Source organism: Streptomyces sp. NPDC030840, from assembly GCF_055572015.1.
Genome location: NZ_JBVIEE010000006.1, coordinates 180318 through 199956, shown reverse-complemented (window position 1 = coordinate 199956; position 19639 = coordinate 180318). Strand labels below are relative to the sequence as shown.

The following is a 19639-nucleotide window of genomic DNA, read 5'->3' as shown; positions in this document are numbered from 1 at the left end:
GTGGGAGGGCAACCCCAATATTTGCACACCAGCGGGCAATAAACTAGCCTGCACACGGATGGGCAATTAAGTGCCCCGGTGCGTCGCCGACCCATGGCCGACGCCCCTGCCCCCAAAGCCTCCGCATCACCCTCAGCCGAGGAGTTTCCGTTGCCGCTCTTTCTGAACACACCCGTCGAGAAGATGACAAAGCCCTATCCGCGGCGCTGGTGGGCCCTGCTCGTGCTCTGCCTGAGCCTGCTGATCGTGGTCATGGCGAACACGTCACTGATCGTGGCGGCGCCGGACATGACGAAGGACCTGGGCCTGTCCAGCAGTGACCTGCAGTGGGTCATCGACGGCTACACCGTCCCCTACGCGGCGCTGATGCTGGTGCTGGGCGCGATCGGCGACAAGTACAGCCGCCGCGGCGCCCTCATAGTGGGCCTGCTGGTCTTCGCGGGCGGCTCGGTGATGGGCGGCCTGGTCGACGAGACCGGCCTGGTCATCACCGCCCGCGCGATCATGGGCGTCGGCGCCGCCGTGGTCATGCCGGCCACACTGTCGCTGCTGGTCGCGATGTTCCCGAGGGCTGAGCGCGCCAAGGCCATCACCGCGTGGTCCGCCACCTCCGGCCTCGCCATCGCCGCCGGCCCCCTGGCCGCCGGGTGGCTGCTTGAGGACCACGCCTGGGGTTCCACCTTCCTGACGAACGTCCCCATCGCCGTGGCCGGCGTCGTCGGCGCACTGCTCCTGGTGCCGCCGTCCAAGGCCGCGGGCATGGGCCGGATCGACTATGCCGGCGGTCTGCTGTCGATCGTCTCGGTCGGCTGCCTGGTCTACGCGACCATCGAGGGCCCGCACTTCGGCTGGGGCACCGGCCCGATCACCGCGGCCGTCGTCGCCGGTGTCGGTCTGCTCGCCTTCGTCGCCTGGGAACTGCGCCACCCCAACCCCATGCTGAACGTGCGCAAGTTCACCGAGCGTCCCTTCAGCGGCTCGATGCTCGCGGTGCTGTTCTTCTTCTTCGGCACCTTCGGCTCGATCTACTACTCCACCCAGTTCCTGCAGTTCGTCCTCGGCTACAACGCCCTGGAGACCGGCGTACGACTGCTGCCGCTGGCCGGAGCCGTCTTCGCCGGCGCCGCGGTGACCGCGAAGCTGGCGCCGAGGCTGGGTGTGAAGGCGGTCGTGGGCATCGGCATGGTCCTCGGCACGGCGGGTGTCTTCCTGCTCACCCGGGTCGGCACGGGCTCGACGTACACGGACTTCCTGGCGCCGATGGTGCTGCTGGGCTTCGCGATCGGCCTCAGCCTGTCCCCGGCCACCGACACCATCATGGGTTCCTTCCCCGAGTCCGAGCTGGGCGTCGGCGGTGGCGCCAACGACACCGCGCTGGAACTCGGCGGCTCCCTCGGCATCGCCGTCCTCGGCTCGCTCCTCGCCACGTCCTACAAGGACAAGCTGACCGGCCTGGTCGGCGGCCACCTCCCGGCCTCCGCGATGGACACCGCCAAGGACTCGGTGGGCGGCGGCCTCGCGGTCGCCGAGGAGGTCGCGAGGACTCCGGGCGGCGGCGCCCAGCAGGCCCAGGCCCTGGTGGAAGCGGTGCACGAGTCCTTCGCCCACGCCATCGCCCACACCAGCCTCATCGGCGGCATCATCATGGCCGCCGGAAGCATGATCGTCATCGCCGTCCTGCCCGGCCGCAGGCACACCGGCGAGCACCGCCAGGAGGACCAGCGGGAAACGGTGGACACCTCGAAGGAGACCGAGACCGTGGGCACCTCCTGAGCCCACGAGGTGGACGCGGCCCACGGCCGCCGACCGGACGCGGGAACGCGTTTCCCGCCTCCTCTCAGGACGGGCCGTGCCTGAGCGGCGCACGGCCCCGGACGGTGCCGGGAGGGGACGCCCGGCACCGTCCCTTCGTGCCATTCGTGCCTTCCCGTTGCCGTGCCGCGGGCTCGGCCTGCCGCGGGCTCAGTCGTCGGCGGCAGCCTCCGCGGCGGCCGTGGCGGCCACCTCGTCGACCACGACGCGCGCCTGCTTCTCCGGCACACCGGCCGCGATGAGCGTGGCGACGGCCACCCGCGTGCCGTCGTCCTCCAGCGCCCCGGTGTTGACCTCTTCCAGCAGGGCCACCGTCATCGCCTCCAGACCCGCGCTCAGCACCGCGGGCGGCAGATGGGAGTGGAAGACGCCCTCCCGCTGCCCCTGCTCCAGAATGGCCGCGACCTTGACACGGGCGGGCTCCAGGATCTCCGCGACGCGCTCCATACCCAGGTCCCGCCGGGCGAGCGCCAGGAGCATCCGGTAACGGTCACCCACCGGCCACATCGACAGCGAGAAGTGCGCGAGCGCCCGCTCCGAGCGCCCCGTCGTCCTCCCTCCGACCGCCGCGGCGGCCCGGAGAGCCTCGGCGGCCTCCTCGGCCAGCGCCTCCAGGAGCGCCGCCCGTCCGGGGAAGTGCCCGAAAAGGGTGCGCCGGACGACACCGGAGGCGCGGGCCAGCTCCTCCAGGGTGATGTCGGGGTTCCGCCCGAGCTCCTGGCGCGCGGTGGCCAGGATGCGCGCCCGGTTGGACCGTGCGTTGCGTCGCTGCGGCACGCGACCGGCGGGCTGGGACACGGAGCGACCTCGATGACGGCAGGACGGAACAGGCGCCTTCATTCTGACACGCGAGCCCCGGCCCGAGCCGCGGTCGGCTGCGCGTGGTCGCGCAGCCACAGGCATCGTCTCCGGCCGGTTGTCCGACTCCGTGCCCGCCGGGCGCCCTACGAGGCAGCGGGACGGATTCAGGGCCCGAGCCGCTGGGTACCCGGCGCGTCCACGCGGCTCCGCGCCCATGGACCGGAACGCCGGGCACTGCCGCCCGGGCGTTCCGCTGTACGACACCGAGCCGAGGACAGTACCGCGATGACCGAGTACGAGCGTTCGCGCACGATGCCCGCACAGCCCGAACACGTCTTCGACCAGGCCGCCCATGTCGACCAGCTGGAGACCTGGCTCCCGCAGGACCTGCACGTGCACGCCGGGGATCTTCCCGCCGTCACCGTGCACGAGGACCGCACCGATGAGGACACCCCTGCCTTGTTGCGCGCCCAGCGTGACCAGATGCGGCTCGAATGGGGCACACGGGAGCAGGGCAGCTATACCGGCTGGCTCCAGGTCGCCGGCATCGGCAGCGGAGCCAGTGAGGTGACGGTGCACCTGTCGTTCCTCGACGACAGCCACGATCCGGGCGGCGAAGCCGTGCGGGACGCCCTGGACACCAGCCTTCGGCGCCTGGAGGAACAGGTGCGGCTGCGCGTCGACAACGCGGCCGGCTGACCGGCGGCCCGGGTACGACATGGCACGCGCCACACGGTACGCCGTCGCCGCGTCCGGACAGTGGACCGACGAGGAGGACGGCCGTCGTCTGCCCGCCGGTGAGGTACATGCCTGGGAGCCGGGCCTGAACCAGACCGTCTGCGGTCTGTCCCTCAGCCGCTCCCAGCTGGCCCGTTTCCCGCACGTCACCTGGCTGGACACCTTCCCGGAGTCCGGCGGCGCGGCCGACCGGGTCCAGCGCCAGTGCCCGCGCTGCGCCTCCGTCGCCGGACGCCGTGGGAGTGACGCGCGCCCACGGTGGCACCGCACCAATCCCCGGCCGTGAGCACGGGCGCCCACTTCCCGTACGCGCCGACGGATCGGGCACCGGGCAGCCGTGCCGCGTCCTCGCCTCCGGTTACGCCGTTCGCCCCGCCACCAGCCACTTCGAGGGCAGTTCCACCCGGGTGCCGTCGGGTGCGTACTCGGTGGTGACGAGGGGCACCTCGCCCTCGGCGAGGACGGTGAGCCCGGCCGCCCGGAGGTATGCGGGAACCGCGTCGTCGGCGACCGCGCCGGGGGCGATGCCGTGCCGGAAGACGGGGGCGAGCTTGGGAGGCGGCCCGTCGGCGCCCTGGGCCAGGCCCAGCAACAGCGGGCGGGCGGCTTCGGCGAGTTCGACGAGGAGGACCCGGCCGCGCTCGCCCACCAGGGTCGCGAGGCCGTCGACGAGCGGCTGGCGGTCGTCGGGCTCGCACTGGTGCAGGACACCCCGCATGTAGACGTTGGCGTCGCCGAGTTCCGCGTGCAGCGCCTGCACCTCCGCCTTCTCCACCGCGTCGAGTTGCCGGTACCGGGCCTGTCCCGCCGGATCGGCGTGCCGGGCGTGGTCGAGCGCGGCGGCCGACAGGTCGGTTCCCACGACGTGCCGGAAGCGGTCGGCCAGGAACCGCGTCTGGGTGCCGTTGCCGCAGCCCAGGTCCACCAGGGGCAGGCCGGGGTCCCGCAGGTACGGCTCGAAGAGAACGAGGTGGACACCCGCGGTCAGCGCGGGCTCCGCGTCCCAGAAGACGGCCCCCTGTTCCCCGGGCGCCTCGCTCCAGAAGCCCTCCCAGGCTTCCCGGTACCGACTCGTCACGCTCATGCCCACTCCCCTGGGTGCGACCGCGGCCCACCGGTGGTGGCGGGCCAGGTCGGGTGTATCGCGCCGAGGGTGAACTCACAAGCGGGCTCGCCTGGTTGGGGCGCGGTGTGGGACGTTCAGCGGGAGCGGCGCGGCAGCGTCAGCTCGAACCACACCGTTTTGCCGGTGCTGGTCCGGCTGGTCCCCCACTCGCGGGCCAGGGTGCTGACCACGCGCATCCCCCGGCCGCTCTCCTCGGTGGGGCCGGCGCTGAGCAGCGTCGGCAGAACGGGCTCGTCGTCCTCGACCTCGCACAGCAGGGTGTCGCCCCGGACCAGACGCAGCCCGACACGGTGGCCGCATCCGTGCCGTACGGCGTTGGTGACCAGCTCGCTGACCAGCGTCTCGGCGGTGTCCACGAGCGAAGCCAGGCCCCACACATGGAGTTGTTCACGGACGGCGGCACGGGCCCTGGCGACCTCGGCCCGGTCCCGGGCGAGCCGCCACTCGGCGACGTCCTCGGGTTCGATGCCGTTGAGCCTGGCCATCAGCAGGGCCACGTCGTCCTTGCGGCCGCCGCGGGTGTTGAGGGCGCGGATGATGGTGTCGCAGGCGTCGTCCATGGACGCGGCCGGGTGGGCGGCGGACTCGCAGAGCGTGGCCAGACCGACGCCGATGTCCTCGCCGCGCACCTCGACCAGGCCGTCGGTGCACATCACGAGCCGGTCGCCGGGCTCCACCCGCACCCGTACGGCCTCGAAGGGCACCCCGCCGACGCCGACGGGCGCGCCCGTGGGCAGGTCGAGCAGTTCGCTGGAGCCGTCCTCGGCGCGGACCAGCACGGGTGGGATGTGGCCCGCGTTGGCGAGGTGCAGTTCGCTCGCGATCGGGTCGTAGACGGCGTACAGGCAGGTCGCGAGGTAGTGCTCGCCGAGGCGCTGGGCGAGGTCGTCGAGGTTGCGCAGAAGCTGGGCGGGCGGCAGGTCGAGTCCGGCCATGGTCTGGACGGCCGTGCGCAACTGGCCCATCATCGCGGCCGAGTTGAGGCCGTGCCCCATGACGTCGCCGACGACGAGGGCGGTGCGGGCCCCGGGCAGCTTCACGGAGTCGAACCAGTCACCGCCGACGCGTCCCAGCAACGTACCCGGCAGATAGCGGGTGGCGATGTCGCAGCCCGGCATGCGGGCCGCTATCTGCGGCAGCATGCTGTCCTGGAGCGTCTCGGCGACGTTCTCCTGGTACGTGTACATGCGCGCGTTGTCGAGGACGAGGCCCGCGCGGGCGGCGAGTTCGGCGCCGGTGACGCGGTCCATGTCGTTGAAGACGGGCCGCTCGGGGTGGCGCAGCAGGATCATGAAGCCGAGCACCACGTTGCGCGCCTTCAGCGGCACGACCAGCATGGAGCGGCCCGTGATCAGCGGCCGGATGTCGCGCTTCTCGAACTGCGCGGCGATCGCGTGCCCCATCTCCTCGCTGATGCGCGGCACGAGGACGGGTTCGCCGGTGGTCATGCACTGGAAGAACGGCGTGTGCGCGGGGAACGGCATGGCCTCGCCGACCGGGACGACGTCGTCCCAGCGCCCCGGCTCGTCGGTGTGCTCCACGGCCACGCGGTGCCACATGGTGGTCGTGTCGGGTACGCCGTCGGGGAAGCCCTCACCGGCGACGACCTGTTCGCGCAGATAGGTGCCCGCGACGTCGGTGAACCGCGGTACGACCGCCTTGCTGACCTCGATGATGGTCCGGGACAGGTCGAGTGAGGTGCCGATGCGTGAGCTGACCTCGTTGAGGAACTCCAGGCGCTCGCGCACCGCGGCGTACTCGAGGTCCTCGCCGTCGTCCCGGAGGTCGTCCGGCACGGGCAGGCCCTCCGCGACGGCCCGGGCGGCCCGCTCCCGGCGCGCCCTGCGCTCGGCGCGGCGCGGGACGCCCCAGTCGGGGGTGACCGGCACCCGGTCGTTCTGGCTGAACTCCAGGACGGGGTAGCCGAGTTCCAGGACCTGGGCGACGATGCGGGCGCTCTCGCCGACGCTCATGCTGGGCAGGATCTCGGGGAGCCTGCGGGCGAGCTCCTCGGCGCCGGGGAAGTCGGTGTGCAGGGCGAAGCCGGGGGCGATCCGCTCGACGGCGGCCTCACCGTCCTCGTCGTCGAGCCGGGCACCGTCCGCGTCGGCGGCGAGCACGAGCAGCCGCTCCCGCCCCGGTCCGACCAGCGGGTACGCCCACCACAGCACGTCGACGCGGCCCCGGTCCCGCTCCACGACCGTCAGGCGGGCCCGCCCGGCCGCCGGGTAGGAGAGCCGCCCGTCCAGGGACGACTCCAGGTCGGGGCCGAGTCCGTCGTACGCGGCGTACGCCCCGTACGGGTCGGCCTCGTCGTGCGACGGGGCGGCCTCGTCCGGCTCGGGCAGTACGCCGGACACGGGCAGCAGGTCCACGGCGGGGCGGCCCACCGCCTGCTCCTTCACGGCGCCGAACAGCCGACGCGCGCCGGTGCTCCAGTGCGAGACGAGTCCCTCGCGGTCGACCACGATCACGGCGAGCGGGATACGGCCGACGGTGGCCTGCCCCGCCGGCGCCTCCTCTCCAGCCCCGCGGCTGGGCGGTGTGCCGCTCTCTCCGCCACGGTCCATGGCCAGGCCCTCTCTCCCCACGGCTCCGCAAGATCTGTGCCGCCGCCACTACCGTACGGCCACGTCCGGTCGCGATGTGTGGCAATGCGCGAAATTGACGCCCGGGGTCGCCTCCGGCGCGCGCACCCCGGCGCACGACTGCGGTACGCGACTGCGGTGGCGACTCCTGCGGCGACCGCGCGTCAGTCCGCGTGCCCCAGTCGCAGGTCCCGTTCCGTGCTGCCGCCACCCGCGATCCGGAGGACGGTGGCCACGGGTGGGTGGCCCGAGGCGACGGCCGTGTACTCGCCGGGGGCGAGGTCGCCGAACCGGAACTCGCCGTCGGCACCGGTGGTGAGGGTTCCGACGACGGTGCCGGTGGTGTCGAGGAGGGTGACGCGGGCGTCCTCGACGGGGCGCCCGCCGCCGGCGCGGACCGTGCCGCACAGGACCGCGCCGCCCGCGAGCTCGATGTCCTTGCGGGTCTCGCGGGAGGCCCGGACGGTGACGCGGAGGGCGGCCGGGCGGAAGGTGTGCGCGCCGGCGGCCAGGGTGTACTCACCGGCCGGCACCTCGGTGACGAGGTAGCCTCCCTCGCTCCCGCTGCGGGTGGTGGCGACGACCTGTCCGTGGACGTCGGTGAGGGTGACGGTCGCGTCCCGCAGGGGCCGCCCGTCAGCGGTGACCACACGCCCGGCGAGCCGGCCCGTGCCGCCGAGCACCACGTCGATCTCCAGGGGCCCCTCGCCCAGCATCACCGTCACCGCCTGCGGCTGGTGACCGCCCGCCGCCGCGATGAGCATGTACGCCCCGGCCCCGGGCGTGGGCAGCGCGTACCGCCCGTCCTCACCGCTGGTCCCGCGCCCGATCTGCCGGCCGGTCGCGTCGATGAGGGTGAGCGCGGCACGTGGCACGACGGTTCCCTCGTAGGTCCGGACGATGCCCCGTACGGGGACGCCGGGGCTCCGCGGGGACCGGGCGTGCGGTACGCGGACAGCAGCCGCGGGCTCGGCCGGAGCGTCGTCGGAGACCGCCGGCCTCCTCTTGAGGAAGCAGGCGACGAGCACGCCGACGACGAGCAGGGGCACGAGGTACAGGAACACCTTCGGCAGGGTGTCGGCGTACGCCTCGGCGTGTTCGTCGCGCAGCGCCGCGGGCCGGGTGTGGACCTCGGTGACCCGGGCCGCGACGAGCGCGCCGCAGACGGCCACGCCGACGCTGCCGCCGATCTGCCGGAGAAAGCTGTTCGCGCTGGTGGCGGCCTGGAGGTCGGCGGGGCGCACGGACTTCTCCATCGCGTGGGCCAGGACCGGCATCACCATGCCGATGCCGGCGCCGAGGACGGCCGTCCAGACGGCGAAGTGCAGCTGGGGCGTGTCGGTCTCCAGGCCGGCGAGGAGCCCCATGCCTGCGGCGGCGAGGGCAGCGCCGAGGATCGGGTACGCCCGGTAGTGCCCGGTATGCCCGACGAGTTGGCCGACGACGACCGACGCGACGACGATGCCGCCCGTCATCGGCAGCATGAGCAGCCCGGCCTCGGTGGCCGAGGCGCCGTCGGCCAGCTGCAGGAAGACCGGCAGGCAGGAGCCGGCCGTGAACAGGGCGATCCCGGTCACCAGGCCGACGAAGCCGGTGACATGGAAGACGGGGTCCCTGAACAGCCGTAGCGGAACAAGGGGTTGGGGGACGTGACGCTCGACGACCAGGAAGAGGACGGTCGCGCCGACGGCTCCCCCGGCCAGGCCCAGGACGGCACGCGATTCCCAGGCGTACCCGCCGCCGCCCCGACTCGCCAGCAGCACCAGGCAGGTGGACCCGATGGCGAGCAGCAGCGCCCCGAGGACGTCGAAGCGGGCCCTCACCCCGTGCTTCGGCGGCTTCGGGGCCAGGGTGACGAGCACCAGGGCCACGAGCCCGAGAGGCACGTTGCCGTAGAAGCACCACCGCCAGGAGAAGTGGTCCGTGACGTAGCCGCCCACCAGCGGACCGGCGGCGGAGGCGAATCCGAAGACGGCACCGGCGAGCCCCACGAAGCGGCCGCGCCCACGGGCCGGCGCGAGGTCCGCCATGATCGCCTGTACGCCGATCAGGAGACCGCCGGCGCCGACGCCCTGGAGTGCCCGGAAGGCGATGAGCTGCTCCATCGTGCGCGACCGGCCGGCGAGCGCCGAGCCGACGACGAAGACGGCGACCGCGCACTGCAGGACACCCTTGCGCCCGTGCAGTTCCGCGCACCTGCCGTGGATCGGCAGCGTGACGGTGGCGGCGAGCAGGAACGCGGTGACCACCCAGGACATCCGCTCCGGGCCGTGCAGCTCGCCGGCGATCGCCGGGAGCGCGGTGGCCACCACCATCTGCTCCACCGCGGCGAGCGTCAGCGCGAGCAGGAGCCCGAAGGACACCAGCCACCGCCGAACCCGGGAGAGCCGGGGGGACGGGGTCCGCGGCCGGGACGTCGACTGCGAAGGCGTGGCGGCCGGTTCGGCCTTCTCGGCCCTCGTCAGAATGATCCCGCCCACGTGCCGCTCCCCTCGTCGCACCTGCCGCGCGATTCCCGCGTTACGCGACAACCAGGAACAGGTACGACGAGTTACGGCGAACGGCCGGGGGCCGGGGGAGGTCCACTCGAACCGGTGAGAGGGCCGCGGGGCTGTGTCCGTGGTGCGGCTCCGCCGCCTGGGCGCGACAGCCACAGACGGCCCGCAGCCGCCAACGCACAGGACCCGGCGGACGAGAGGAACCCAACCTCCGCAGGGAACCGCCTACTTCTCGACCTCGGCCGCCAGCTTCGCCAGAACCACGTCGTAGATCCGCGCCAGCCCCTTCGGCGCGAACGTCTTCTCGAAGAACCCGCCGATCCCACCCGCGCCGTTCCACACCGTGGTGACGACGACGCGCGACTTCCCCTCACCCGCCGGCGTGACCCGCCAGGTCGTGACCATGGAGGAGTTGCGGTCCTTCTCGACGAGCTCGCCGTCGGTGGGCTCGGTGACCTCCAGCAGGCAGTCGCGGACGCGCTTGCTGGTGGCCTGGAGCTTCCAGTGGACGAGGGTGCCCTCGCCGTCGCCGCCCTCACGCACCTCGTACTCGCTGAAGTGCTCGGACAGCAGCTTCCCGCGGGTGCCGCTGTAGTCGGCGATGGTGTCGAACACCGTCTCCGCGTCCGCCGCGACGACTCGCTCCGTGGTGGCCTCGACCTGCGCCATTGCACTTCCTCCAGCACTCGCTGTTGCTCGGGTCGGGGAAAGCCAACCATCAGGCGGCCGAGCCGCCCAAATCGGGGTCCGCCGAGGGCCTCGGACGACACCCGTGGACACCGCCACGAGCAGGACCGACAGAGACCTTCACACGACATTCGAAAACAGGTTCGCACGATCAAGGGAACGTGTGTTCTATTCTGTGGTCAGTGCTACCGAGGAGGCGCCCATGCGCTGGGACCAGCTGGCCGAGAACTCCCCCCAGGCCCGCGACGCCGCGCTGTTCGGCGCGGACGCGGTGACCACCCGCACCTTCGACACCCCGGAGTTCGCCGGCGTGACCTTCCACGAGATCCGGGCGAAGTCGATCGTGAACCGGGTGCCGGGGGCCTCCCGCATGCCCTTCGAGTGGACCGTCAACCCGTACCGGGGCTGCACGCACGCGTGCGTCTACTGTTTCGCCCGCAAGACCCACAGCTACCTGGACCTCGACACCGGCGTCGACTTCGACTCGCAGATCGTCGTGAAGGTCAACGCCCCCGAGCTGCTGCGCCGCCACCTCGCCTCACCCCGCTGGCACGGCGAGCACATAGCGATGGGCACCAACGTCGACTGCTACCAGCGCGCCGAGGGCCGCTACCGGCTGATGCCCGGCATCCTCTCCGCCCTGCGCGACCACGCGAACCCCTTCTCGATCCTCACCAAGGGCACGCTGATCCTGCGCGACCTGGACCTGCTGAGGCAGGCCTCCGAGGTCACCGAGGTCGGCATCTCCGTCTCCGTCGGCTTCACCGACCAGGAGCTGTGGAGCACCGTCGAGCCGGGCACGCCCGCCCCGGAGCGCCGTCTGGACGTGGTGCGCACCCTCACCGACCACGGCATCGGCTGCGGTGTCCTGATGGCCCCGGTGATCCCGTTCCTGAGCGACAGCCCGGACCGGCTCCGCGCGACCGTACGGGCGATCGCGGCCTCGGGGGCCACCTCCGTGACACCACTGGTGCTGCATCTGCGGCCGGGCGCCCGGGAGTGGTTCATGGCCTGGCTGGAGCGCTACCACCCGCATCTCGTGCGGCGTTACGAGCGGCTGTACGCGGAGGGCGCGTACGCCCCGAAGTGGTACCAGCGCCGGATCACCGGTCAGGTCCACGACCTGGCCCAGGAGTACGGCATGGGCCCCACGCGCGCGGGCCTGCCCCGCCGGATCCCGGTGCCCGGGCCCGAGGCGCCGGAACTCCGGACACCGGAGCCCACGGCGACCCAGCTGACCCTGCTCTGACCTCGGCGCACGGGCGCCGGGACGGCGGGCGGGCACGGCAGGGGCGTCCGGGTGCTTCTCCCGGCCCGTTCGGGTCACGTCAGAGCAGAACGCGTTCTTGCGGACGTCCTCGCCGGGACGAGTGCGACGAGGGCCGTGGTGTGCACGGCTCGACTCCTCCGCCCTGGGAGCCCGACGATGAGGAAACGCGCAGTCGCACTGTGCGGTACCGCCGCGGTGGTGGCCGGGATGGTCACGGGTGTGCAGGCCGACGCGAGCGCCGGCCCCGCCTCCGCACCGCGCACCGCGCCGGACCCGCCCGACCCGTCCGACACACCCAACGACCCGATGGCGAAGCCCACTTGGAAGAAGTGCGGGACGAGCGAGTACCCGGCGCTCCAGTGCGCGTCCCTGGAGGTGCCGCTCGACCACGGAAACCCGCACGGCAGGCGGATCACGCTCGCCCTCTCGCGGATCCCCCACACGGCGAAGAAGTACCAGGGGCCCCTGCTGGTGAACCCCGGCGGCCCCGGCGGCAGCGGGCTGACGCTGGCCGGGTTCGTCGCGTCCTCACTGCCCAAGCAGCTGGCGGCGCAGTACGACGTCATCGGCTTCGACCCGCGCGGTGTGGGCGCCAGCAAGCCCGCGCTGGACTGCGTGCCGAAGCACTTCGCGCCGTTACGGCCCGACTCCCTGCCGGCCTCCCGGACCGTGGAGAAGGCCAACCTCCGACGCGCCGCCGCCTTCGCCAAGGCGTGCGTCACCAAGTACGCCGACGTGCTGCCGTACATCGACACGGTCAGCGCGGTCAAGGACATGGACGCGATCCGGCGGGCGCTCGGCGCCAGGAGGATCAACTACTTCGGGTACTCGTACGGCACCTATCTGGGCGCCGTCTACGCGAAGCTCTTCCCCGGCCGCGTGCGGCGGGCCGTGCTGGACTCGGTCGTCGACCCCACGGGCGTCTGGTACGACGACAACATCCGGCAGGACTACGCGTTCAACGACCGCCACCTCGCGTTCACCGCGTGGGTGGCGAAACACGACGCGAGGTACAGGCTGGGCACCGATCCGGCGAAGGTCGAGGCCAGGTGGTACGCCATGCGCGCGGCCCTCGCCAGGAAGCCCGCGGACGGGAGGGTCGGTGCGGCCGAGCTGGAGGACACCTTCGTCCCCGGCGGCTACTACAACGGCTACTGGCCCTCCCTCGCCCAGGCGTTCGCGGCCTACGTGAACGACAAGAACGCCGCCCCGCTGGTCAAGGCCTACGAGCGCTTCGGCGCCGTCGACGCGGCGGGCGACAACGGCTACAGCGTCTACACGGCGGTGCAGTGCCGTGACGCGGCCTGGCCTCGCGACTGGAAGCAGTGGCGCGGCGACAACTGGGGTGTGTACGCGAAGGCGCCGTTCATGACCTGGAACAACGCCTGGTACAACGCGCCGTGCGTTTTCTGGCCGGCGAGTACTCCCGAGCCCGTGGACGTCTCCAACGAGGCGGTGCCACCAGTGCTGCTCTTCCAGGCGACGGGCGACGCGGCCACCCCGTACGAGGGCGGTGTCACGGTCCACCGACTGCTGAGGAACTCCAGCCTGGTGGTGGAGGAGGGCGGCGGCAACCACGGCATCACGCTCAGCGGGAACGCCTGCCTCGACAAGCACCTGACGGCGTACCTGACCGACGGCACGGTGCCGCGTGGCGGCGGCGAGGCCGACGCGGTGTGCGAGCGCACACCCGACCCCGAACCACCGGCCGCGAAACAGGCACCCGCGTCCTCACGGGGTGCGACGCTGCACGGGCTCCTCGGCTTCCGCGGCTGAGCCCCGTCCCGGCAATTGACGCGCGCGAGACGTCCGCACCCGCCTAGGGTGCCGCCATGGCCGACCCACTCGACCCACTCGACGGACTCCGCATACGTGAGATGAGCCTGGCCGACTGCCGTCCGGTGTCCGAGATCCGGATCGGCGGCTGGCGGACCGCCTACGTGGGGATGATCCCTCAGCCGTACCTCGACCGGCTCGACGTGGACGCGGACACCGAACGGCGGCGCGGTCACCTGGAGAAGCAGGCGAAGGGCGACGGGGAAGTCGTGAACCTGGTCGCCGAACGTCGCGGCGAGCTCGTCGGCTGGGTCTGCCACGGGCCGTACCGAGAAGGCGAAGTCCGCACCCGTGACGCCGAGTTGTACGCCCTCTACGTGCGGCCGGGTCATTTCTCGACGGGCGTGGGCGGCGCCCTGCTCCAGGAGTCGGCCCGGCGGTGCGCCACCGCCGGGCACGAGCGGATGCTGCTGTGGGTGCTGAAGGAGAACACCCGCGCACGCCGCTTCTACGAGGGCCATGCCTTCGCCCCGGACGGCACCGAGGAACCCTTCGAGGTGGACGGGGTGATGGTCCCGGAGGTGCGTTACGTTCGCGCGCTTTGGAACGCGGTCACCGCCTGACGCCGGCTCATTGCGGGGGCAGTCGCTTCAGGGCTCCGGCCGCCGCCGCCGCGAGAGGCGGGTGGGCGAGCGCTTCGTTGAGCACGGCCCGGCCGCGTTCGTCGCCCAGGGCGCCCAGCCCCTCCACACAGGCGAGCGCGACCCGGCGGTACGGGTCGTGCGGCCGCAGCCGCCGCGCCAGGGTGGTGATCAGGGCGGGTACGGCCTCGGGAGCGCGCAGCGCCACCAGGAGCCGTATGGGGTGCAGGGCGTAGGCGACGCGGAGTTCGTTGGTGGCGAGCGCGGCGGCCGCGCGGGCCGTGCGCGGATCGCCGAGCCGGGCCAGGGCGTGGGCGGCGGAGGCGCAGCGCTGCGGATCGCGGTGGTTGAGCAGCAGGACAAGCGATTCGAAGGCTCGCCGGTCCCCGGCGAGACCGAGCCGGAAAGCGGCCAGCTCCCGCGCCCACAGCGGCCGTCCGGGAGCGCTGAGCACACCGGCCAGCTCATCGAGGTCCCGGGTCGCGGCGAGCCGTTCGAACGCGGCCGATGCCTTGGACTCCTGCCGTAAGCGCTCCGTGAGGGATCGCGACTCTTCGTCCATGACATCGAGCTTACGGACGCGCCGGGCCGCCCGGGACGCACATCACAAACACGGGGGCTGGCGCGCTCGTTACCCGCGGGTTAAGCTCAGACGAGCGAACTACCCGTTCGCGTACTTCCCTCGTGGCGGCCTGGTGACGCAGCCGCCGTGTGGGGGCACCTCCCACGCCTTCGAGGCAGTGGGGAGCAGTCGGTTCGGTACCTCGGGTACCCAGTGCGACCCGGCTCCGGGACAGGGCCGGTCGGTCATCACCGTTCGCCGGGCGTGTGCGCGCCCTCGGCGGCGGCACCGGGCGTGTGCGCTCGAAGCCCGGCAACACCCGCAACCCTCACTCCTTCTCGCACCCGGTACGCCTTCGGCGCCGCCGGGCGCGTTCCCAGTCGTCACCCTCATTCCTGGAGTCCGCGATGGCCACTCCCCTGTCCGACACCCCTTTGTCCCCGTTCAAGACCATTGCCGTCGTCGGTCTGGGCACCATGGGCACCGGTATCGCCGAGGTCCTGGCCCGGGCCGGCCGCGAGGTCGTCGGGATCGACGTCAGCGAGGCGCAGGCCGCGAAGGCCGTCGCCGCCCTGGAGTCCTCGACCGCCCGTGCCGTGGAGCGCGGCCGGATCACCGAGCGGGAGCGCGGCGACACCCTGGCGCGCTTCCGCACGTTCACCGACCTCCGGGCCGCGGCCGACGCCGACCTGGTCATCGAGGTGACCCCGGAGTCGTACGAGACCAAGCAGCAGGTCTTCCGCGAGCTGGACTCCGTCGTCCGCCCGGAGACCGTGCTCGCGACCGGCACCAACGCGCTCTCGGTGACGCGCCTGGCGGCCGACTCGGCCCGGCCCGAGCGGGTGCTCGGACTGCACTTCTTCAACCCGGCGCCCGCGATGAAGCTCGTCGAGGTCGTCTCCTCCGTCCTCACCGCGCCCCAGGCCGTCGCCGCGGTCACGGACCTGGCCATCGAACTGGGCAAGGAACCGGTGGCGGTCGGCGACCGGCCCGGGTTCGTCGCCGACGGGCTGCTGTTCGGCTACCTCAACCAGGCCGCCGCCATGTACGAGGCCAAGTACGCATCCCGCGAGGACATCGACGCGGCGATGCGGCTGGGCTGCGGGCTGCCGATGGGCCCGCTGGCTCTGCTCGACCTGATCGGCATCGACACGGCACGCACGGTCCTGGAGGCCATGTACGCCGCCTCCCACGACCGGCTGCACGCGCCCGCGCCCATCCTCAGGCAGCTCAGCGAGGCGGGCCTGACCGGCCGCAAGTCGGGGCGCGGCTTCTACACCTACGAGGCGCCCGGCAGCGCCACCGTCGTGCGGGACGCGCTGACGCCGCTGTCCGACGCGTCCACGGTCGCCGGCCGTACCGTCCGCTCCGTCGGTGTCGCGGGCTCCGGGACCATGGCGTCCGGCATCGCCGAGGTGTTCGCGAAGGCCGGGTACCAGGTCGTGCTCGCCGCGCGCAGCGAGGAGAAGGCGCAGGCCGCCAAGGCCCGTATCGGCAAGTCGCTTTCGCGCTCTGTCGACAAGGGCCGGATGACGGTCGAGGCGGCGGCCGAGACGCTGGACCGCATCACCCCGGCCGGCTCGTACGACGCGTTCGCGGACGTCGACCTCGCGCTGGAGGCCGTGGCGGAGGACCTGGAGGTCAAGCGGCAGTTGTTCGCGACCTTCGACAAGGTCTGCAAGCCGGGCGCGATCCTCGCGACCACGACCTCCTCGCTGCCTGTCGTGGCCTGCGCCCGCGCCACCTCGCGGCCCCAAGACGTGATCGGCATGCACTTCTTCAACCCGGCCCCGGCGATGAAGCTGGTCGAGGTGGTCCGCACGGTCCTGACCGCGGACGACGTCCACGCCACGGTCCGCGAGTTGTGCGCCGCCGTCCGCAAGCACCCGGTGGACTGCGGCGACCGCGCCGGGTTCATCGTGAACGCGCTGCTGTTCCCGTACCTGAACAACGCGGTGAAGATGGTTCAGGAGCACTACGCGTCGCTGGACGAGATCGACGCGGCCATGAAGCTGGGCGGCGGCTACCCGATGGGCCCGTTCGAACTGCTCGACGTGGTCGGCCTCGACGTCTCGCTGGCCATCGAGCGGGTCCTGCACCGCGAGTTCCGCGACCCGGGCCTGGCCCCGGCGCCGCTCCTGGAGCACCTGGTGGCCGCGGGCTGCCTCGGCCGCAAGACGGGCCGCGGCTTCCGCGAATATGCCAAGCGCTGAGCGGCCCGGCGACCGGTCACGCGGGGGCGCCGACTGGGGCGGACTGCTGGATCCGGGCGGCTCCGCCCCGGCCCCACGGCCCGGCACTCCCCCGCCCACCAGGGACGAGGGGTTCCAAAGATCCGCGCGACATGCAGCGCACATGCAGTACGTTCGGGTCATGTCCCAGCCCGCCAGGTCCTCACGCACACCAGCTACGCCCGACACCCCGGAAAGCGCCGTGGGCGGTCGCGCCGCCGCCCAACGGCTCAAGATGCGCCGGGAACTGGCGGCCGCGGCGATGGAACTGTTCGCGACGAAGGGGTACGAGGCGACCACCGTCGACGAGATCGCGGCGGCCGCCGGAGTCGCCCGCCGCACCTTCTTCCGCCACTTCCGCTCCAAGGAAGAGGCGATCTTTCCCGACCACGACGACACCCTCGTCCGGGCGGAGGCCGTGCTGAACGCGGCGCCCGCCCACGAACACCCGCTCGACACCGTGTGCCGCGGCATCAAGGAAGTCATGAGGATGTACGCGGCGCGGCCGGAGATCTCCGTGCAGCGCTACAAGCTCACGCGGGAGGTCCCCACCCTGCGTGAGGCGGAGATCGCGTCGGTCGCCCGCTACGAGCGGCTCTTCACCCGGTACCTGCTGGGTCACTTCGACGAGCACGCCCACGACGACGACGCCAACGACGACCCGCTGCTGGCCGAGGTCGCCGCGTCGGCGGTCGTCACCGCGCACAACCACGTGCTGCGCCGCTGGCTGCGGGCCGGGGGGCAGGGGGACGTGGAGGCACAGCTGGACCACGCCTTCGCGATCGTCCGCCGGACGTTCGGCACGGGGATCGGCGCCGGTCGGTACGAGCCCGCCCCTCACGGCTCTCCAGCGCCGGCGTCCGTCTCGTCGCAGGGCGAGGTGCTGGTGACGGTGGCGAGGACGGATGCGCCGCTGGACGAGGTCATGAAGACGATCGAGCACGCGTTGAGGGAGCGGGGCACGCCGTAGGGGGGCGGGTTCTACGCGGGCTGCTGGTTGTCGGTGGTTGCTCGCGCCCACGCGGCGGAGCCGCATATCGACGCGGCCCCGCGCCCCTTCGGGGCGCGCCCCCATCCATACGTCACCCGAACGGCCCAAGGGCCGGCCGCCCCAGCGGCCGGATGTCCCTGCGGGCCGTTCGGCATGTTTCGTTCCCCTATGGCCCGGATTTCCAACCTACCCAGCGGTAGCTTTGATCGATCATCGCTCATTTGTTACGTAAAGATTTCATCTGAGAGCAATTTCTGGCACCCAGTGCCTTGCCGCATGACACGCCGTGCCATACCTTGAAGTTGTCCGGGCGGCCGGCGTGCAGAGATCCTTCGTACGTCGGCTGTCCCCGCGAGCCACCTGGCGAGCGCGCCCGGACGCCTGCGTCACAGGCACCCTCCGCGCCACACCCAAGCGCTGCCGCAGCACCACCCCTCCGCCGAACCGACGGCACACCTCAGCAGCAGTCATCAGCACCCGACGTAACCCTCAGAAGCGTCTTCCCTCAGGACGCTCGTCGCCGGAGGCAACACCGTGAAGGAAATCCTGGACGCGATCCAGTCCCCGGACACCAAGTCCGCCGACTTCGCCGCTCTGCCGCTCCCCGAGTCGTACCGCGCGATCACCGTGCACAAGGACGAGACGGAGATGTTCGCCGGGCTCACCACCCGCGACAAGGACCCGCGCAAGTCGATCCACCTGGACGACGTGCCGCTGCCGGAGCTGGGTCCGGGTGAGGCCCTGGTGGCCGTGATGGCCTCATCGGTCAACTACAACTCGGTCTGGACCTCGATCTTCGAGCCGCTGCCGACCTTCGGCTTCCTGGAGCGCTACGGCAAGCTCAGCGAGCTCACCAAGCGCCACGACCTGCCGTACCACATCATCGGCTCCGACCTCGCGGGCGTCGTCCTGCGCACCGGCCCCGGCGTCAACGCCTGGAGGCCCGGCGACGAGGTCGTGGCGCACTGCCTGTCGGTCGAGCTGGAGTCCAGCGACGGCCACAACGACACGATGCTCGACCCCGAGCAGCGGATCTGGGGCTTCGAGACCAATTTCGGCGGACTGGCGGAGATCGCCCTCGTCAAGTCCAACCAGCTGATGCCCAAGCCGGACCACCTCAGCTGGGAGGAGGCCGCCGCTCCGGGCCTGGTCAACTCGACCGCGTACCGGCAGCTGGTCTCCCGCAACGGCGCCGGGATGAAGCAGGGCGACAACGTGCTCATCTGGGGCGCGAGCGGCGGCCTCGGCAGTTACGCGACCCAGTTCGCGCTCGCCGGCGGCGCCAACCCCGTCTGTGTCGTGTCCTCGCCCCAGAAGGCGGAGATCTGCCGCTCCATGGGCGCCGAGGCGATCATCGACCGCACCGCCGAGGACTACAAGTTCTGGAAGGACGAGCGCACCCAGGACCCGAAGGAGTGGAAGCGCTTCGGCAAGCGCATCCGCGAACTCACCGGCGGCGAGGACATCGACATCGTCTTCGAGCACCCCGGCCGCGAGACCTTCGGCGCGAGCGTCTACGTCACCCGCAAGGGCGGCACCATCACCACCTGCGCCTCGACGTCGGGTTACATGCACGAGTACGACAACCGCTACCTGTGGATGTCCCTGAAGCGGATCATCGGCTCGCACTTCGCCAACTACCGCGAGGCCTGGGAGGCCAACCGGCTCATCGCGAAGGGCAAGATCCACCCGACGCTGTCGAAGGTGTACCCGCTGCAGGAGACCGGCCAGGCGGCGTACGACGTGCACCGCAACCTCCACCAGGGCAAGGTCGGCGTGCTGTGCCTCGCCCCCGAGGAGGGCCTGGGCGTGCGCGACCAGGAGAAGCGGGCCAAGCACCTCGACGCCATCAACCGCTTCCGGAACGTCTGAGGTCCACTCATGAGCGAGCGTCAGACCGCGCCTGTGGCTGAGGGCG

General features: G+C 72.0%; 15 protein-coding genes. 9 read left to right on the top strand and 6 right to left on the bottom strand.

All coding sequences use genetic code 11. The features are described 5' to 3' along the window. Positions 1-150 precede the first annotated feature (150 nt). A complete protein-coding gene (locus ACZ49J_RS16090; RefSeq protein WP_467453046.1) occupies positions 151-1773 on the top strand; it encodes an MFS transporter in 1623 nt (540 codons plus the stop codon). A gap of 189 nt (positions 1774-1962) precedes the next feature. On the opposite strand, the gene ACZ49J_RS16085 is transcribed toward ACZ49J_RS16090, so the two are convergent. Then, entirely contained in the window at positions 1963-2610 is a 648-nt protein-coding gene (locus tag ACZ49J_RS16085) for a TetR family transcriptional regulator (protein WP_467453048.1), read from the bottom strand. A gap of 288 nt (positions 2611-2898) precedes the next feature. On the opposite strand from ACZ49J_RS16085, the gene ACZ49J_RS16080 reads away from it, so the two are divergent. Both ACZ49J_RS16080 and ACZ49J_RS16075 read left to right on the top strand, forming a co-directional pair. Continuing rightward, positions 2899-3312: an SRPBCC family protein gene (locus tag ACZ49J_RS16080; protein ID WP_467453049.1), complete on the top strand. Its 414-nt coding sequence runs from the start codon at positions 2899-2901 to the stop codon at positions 3310-3312. 19 nt (positions 3313-3331) lie between these two features. Beyond that, on the top strand, positions 3332-3637 hold the full coding sequence (locus ACZ49J_RS16075; protein ID WP_467453051.1) for a hypothetical protein: 306 nt from the start codon (positions 3332-3334) through the stop codon (positions 3635-3637). Between the two features lie 72 nt (positions 3638-3709). Here the strand turns inward: ACZ49J_RS16075 and ACZ49J_RS16070 are convergent, their stop codons facing one another. From ACZ49J_RS16070 to ACZ49J_RS16055, 4 genes are all read right to left on the bottom strand, one after another. Next, a complete protein-coding gene (locus ACZ49J_RS16070; RefSeq protein WP_467453053.1) occupies positions 3710-4435 on the bottom strand; it encodes a class I SAM-dependent methyltransferase in 726 nt (241 codons plus the stop codon). Positions 4436-4551: 116 nt separating this feature from the next. Continuing rightward, a complete protein-coding gene (locus ACZ49J_RS16065; RefSeq protein WP_467453054.1) occupies positions 4552-7047 on the bottom strand; it encodes a SpoIIE family protein phosphatase in 2496 nt (831 codons plus the stop codon). A gap of 182 nt (positions 7048-7229) precedes the next feature. Beyond that, positions 7230-9545 (bottom strand): MFS transporter, encoded by a 2316-nt coding sequence (locus tag ACZ49J_RS16060; RefSeq protein WP_467453055.1) that lies wholly within the window; start codon positions 9543-9545, stop codon positions 7230-7232. A 243-nt stretch (positions 9546-9788) separates the two neighbouring features. After that, complete coding sequence (locus ACZ49J_RS16055) at positions 9789-10232, bottom strand: SRPBCC family protein (RefSeq protein ID WP_467453056.1); 444 nt, start codon at positions 10230-10232, stop codon at positions 9789-9791. Between the two features lie 220 nt (positions 10233-10452). Between ACZ49J_RS16055 and ACZ49J_RS16050 the strand changes: the two genes are divergently transcribed. The 3 genes from ACZ49J_RS16050 (at position 10453) to ACZ49J_RS16040 (ending at position 13919) form a co-directional block, all read left to right on the top strand. Next, positions 10453-11499 carry an Rv2578c family radical SAM protein gene (locus ACZ49J_RS16050; protein ID WP_467453057.1) on the top strand — a complete coding sequence of 349 codons (1047 nt, stop codon included), beginning with the start codon at positions 10453-10455 and terminating at the stop codon, positions 11497-11499. Positions 11500-11676: 177 nt separating this feature from the next. Beyond that, on the top strand, positions 11677-13296 hold the full coding sequence (locus ACZ49J_RS16045) for an alpha/beta hydrolase (RefSeq protein ID WP_467453059.1): 1620 nt from the start codon (positions 11677-11679) through the stop codon (positions 13294-13296). A 56-nt stretch (positions 13297-13352) separates the two neighbouring features. Further along, entirely contained in the window at positions 13353-13919 is a 567-nt protein-coding gene (locus ACZ49J_RS16040; RefSeq protein WP_467453060.1) for a GNAT family N-acetyltransferase, read from the top strand. A 7-nt stretch (positions 13920-13926) separates the two neighbouring features. On the opposite strand, the gene ACZ49J_RS16035 is transcribed toward ACZ49J_RS16040, so the two are convergent. After that, a complete protein-coding gene (locus tag ACZ49J_RS16035; RefSeq protein ID WP_467453061.1) occupies positions 13927-14499 on the bottom strand; it encodes an adenylosuccinate lyase in 573 nt (190 codons plus the stop codon). Positions 14500-14906: 407 nt separating this feature from the next. On the opposite strand from ACZ49J_RS16035, the gene ACZ49J_RS16030 reads away from it, so the two are divergent. From ACZ49J_RS16030 to ccrA, 3 genes are all read left to right on the top strand, one after another. Continuing rightward, positions 14907-16712: a 3-hydroxyacyl-CoA dehydrogenase family protein gene (locus ACZ49J_RS16030; RefSeq protein WP_467453062.1), complete on the top strand. Its 1806-nt coding sequence runs from the start codon at positions 14907-14909 to the stop codon at positions 16710-16712. A gap of 160 nt (positions 16713-16872) precedes the next feature. After that, complete coding sequence (locus ACZ49J_RS16025) at positions 16873-17700, top strand: TetR family transcriptional regulator (RefSeq protein WP_467453063.1); 828 nt, start codon at positions 16873-16875, stop codon at positions 17698-17700. Between the two features lie 555 nt (positions 17701-18255). Then, positions 18256-19593 carry a crotonyl-CoA carboxylase/reductase gene (ccrA, locus tag ACZ49J_RS16020; protein ID WP_467453064.1) on the top strand — a complete coding sequence of 446 codons (1338 nt, stop codon included), beginning with the start codon at positions 18256-18258 and terminating at the stop codon, positions 19591-19593. The last annotated feature ends 46 nt before the right edge of the window (positions 19594-19639 follow it).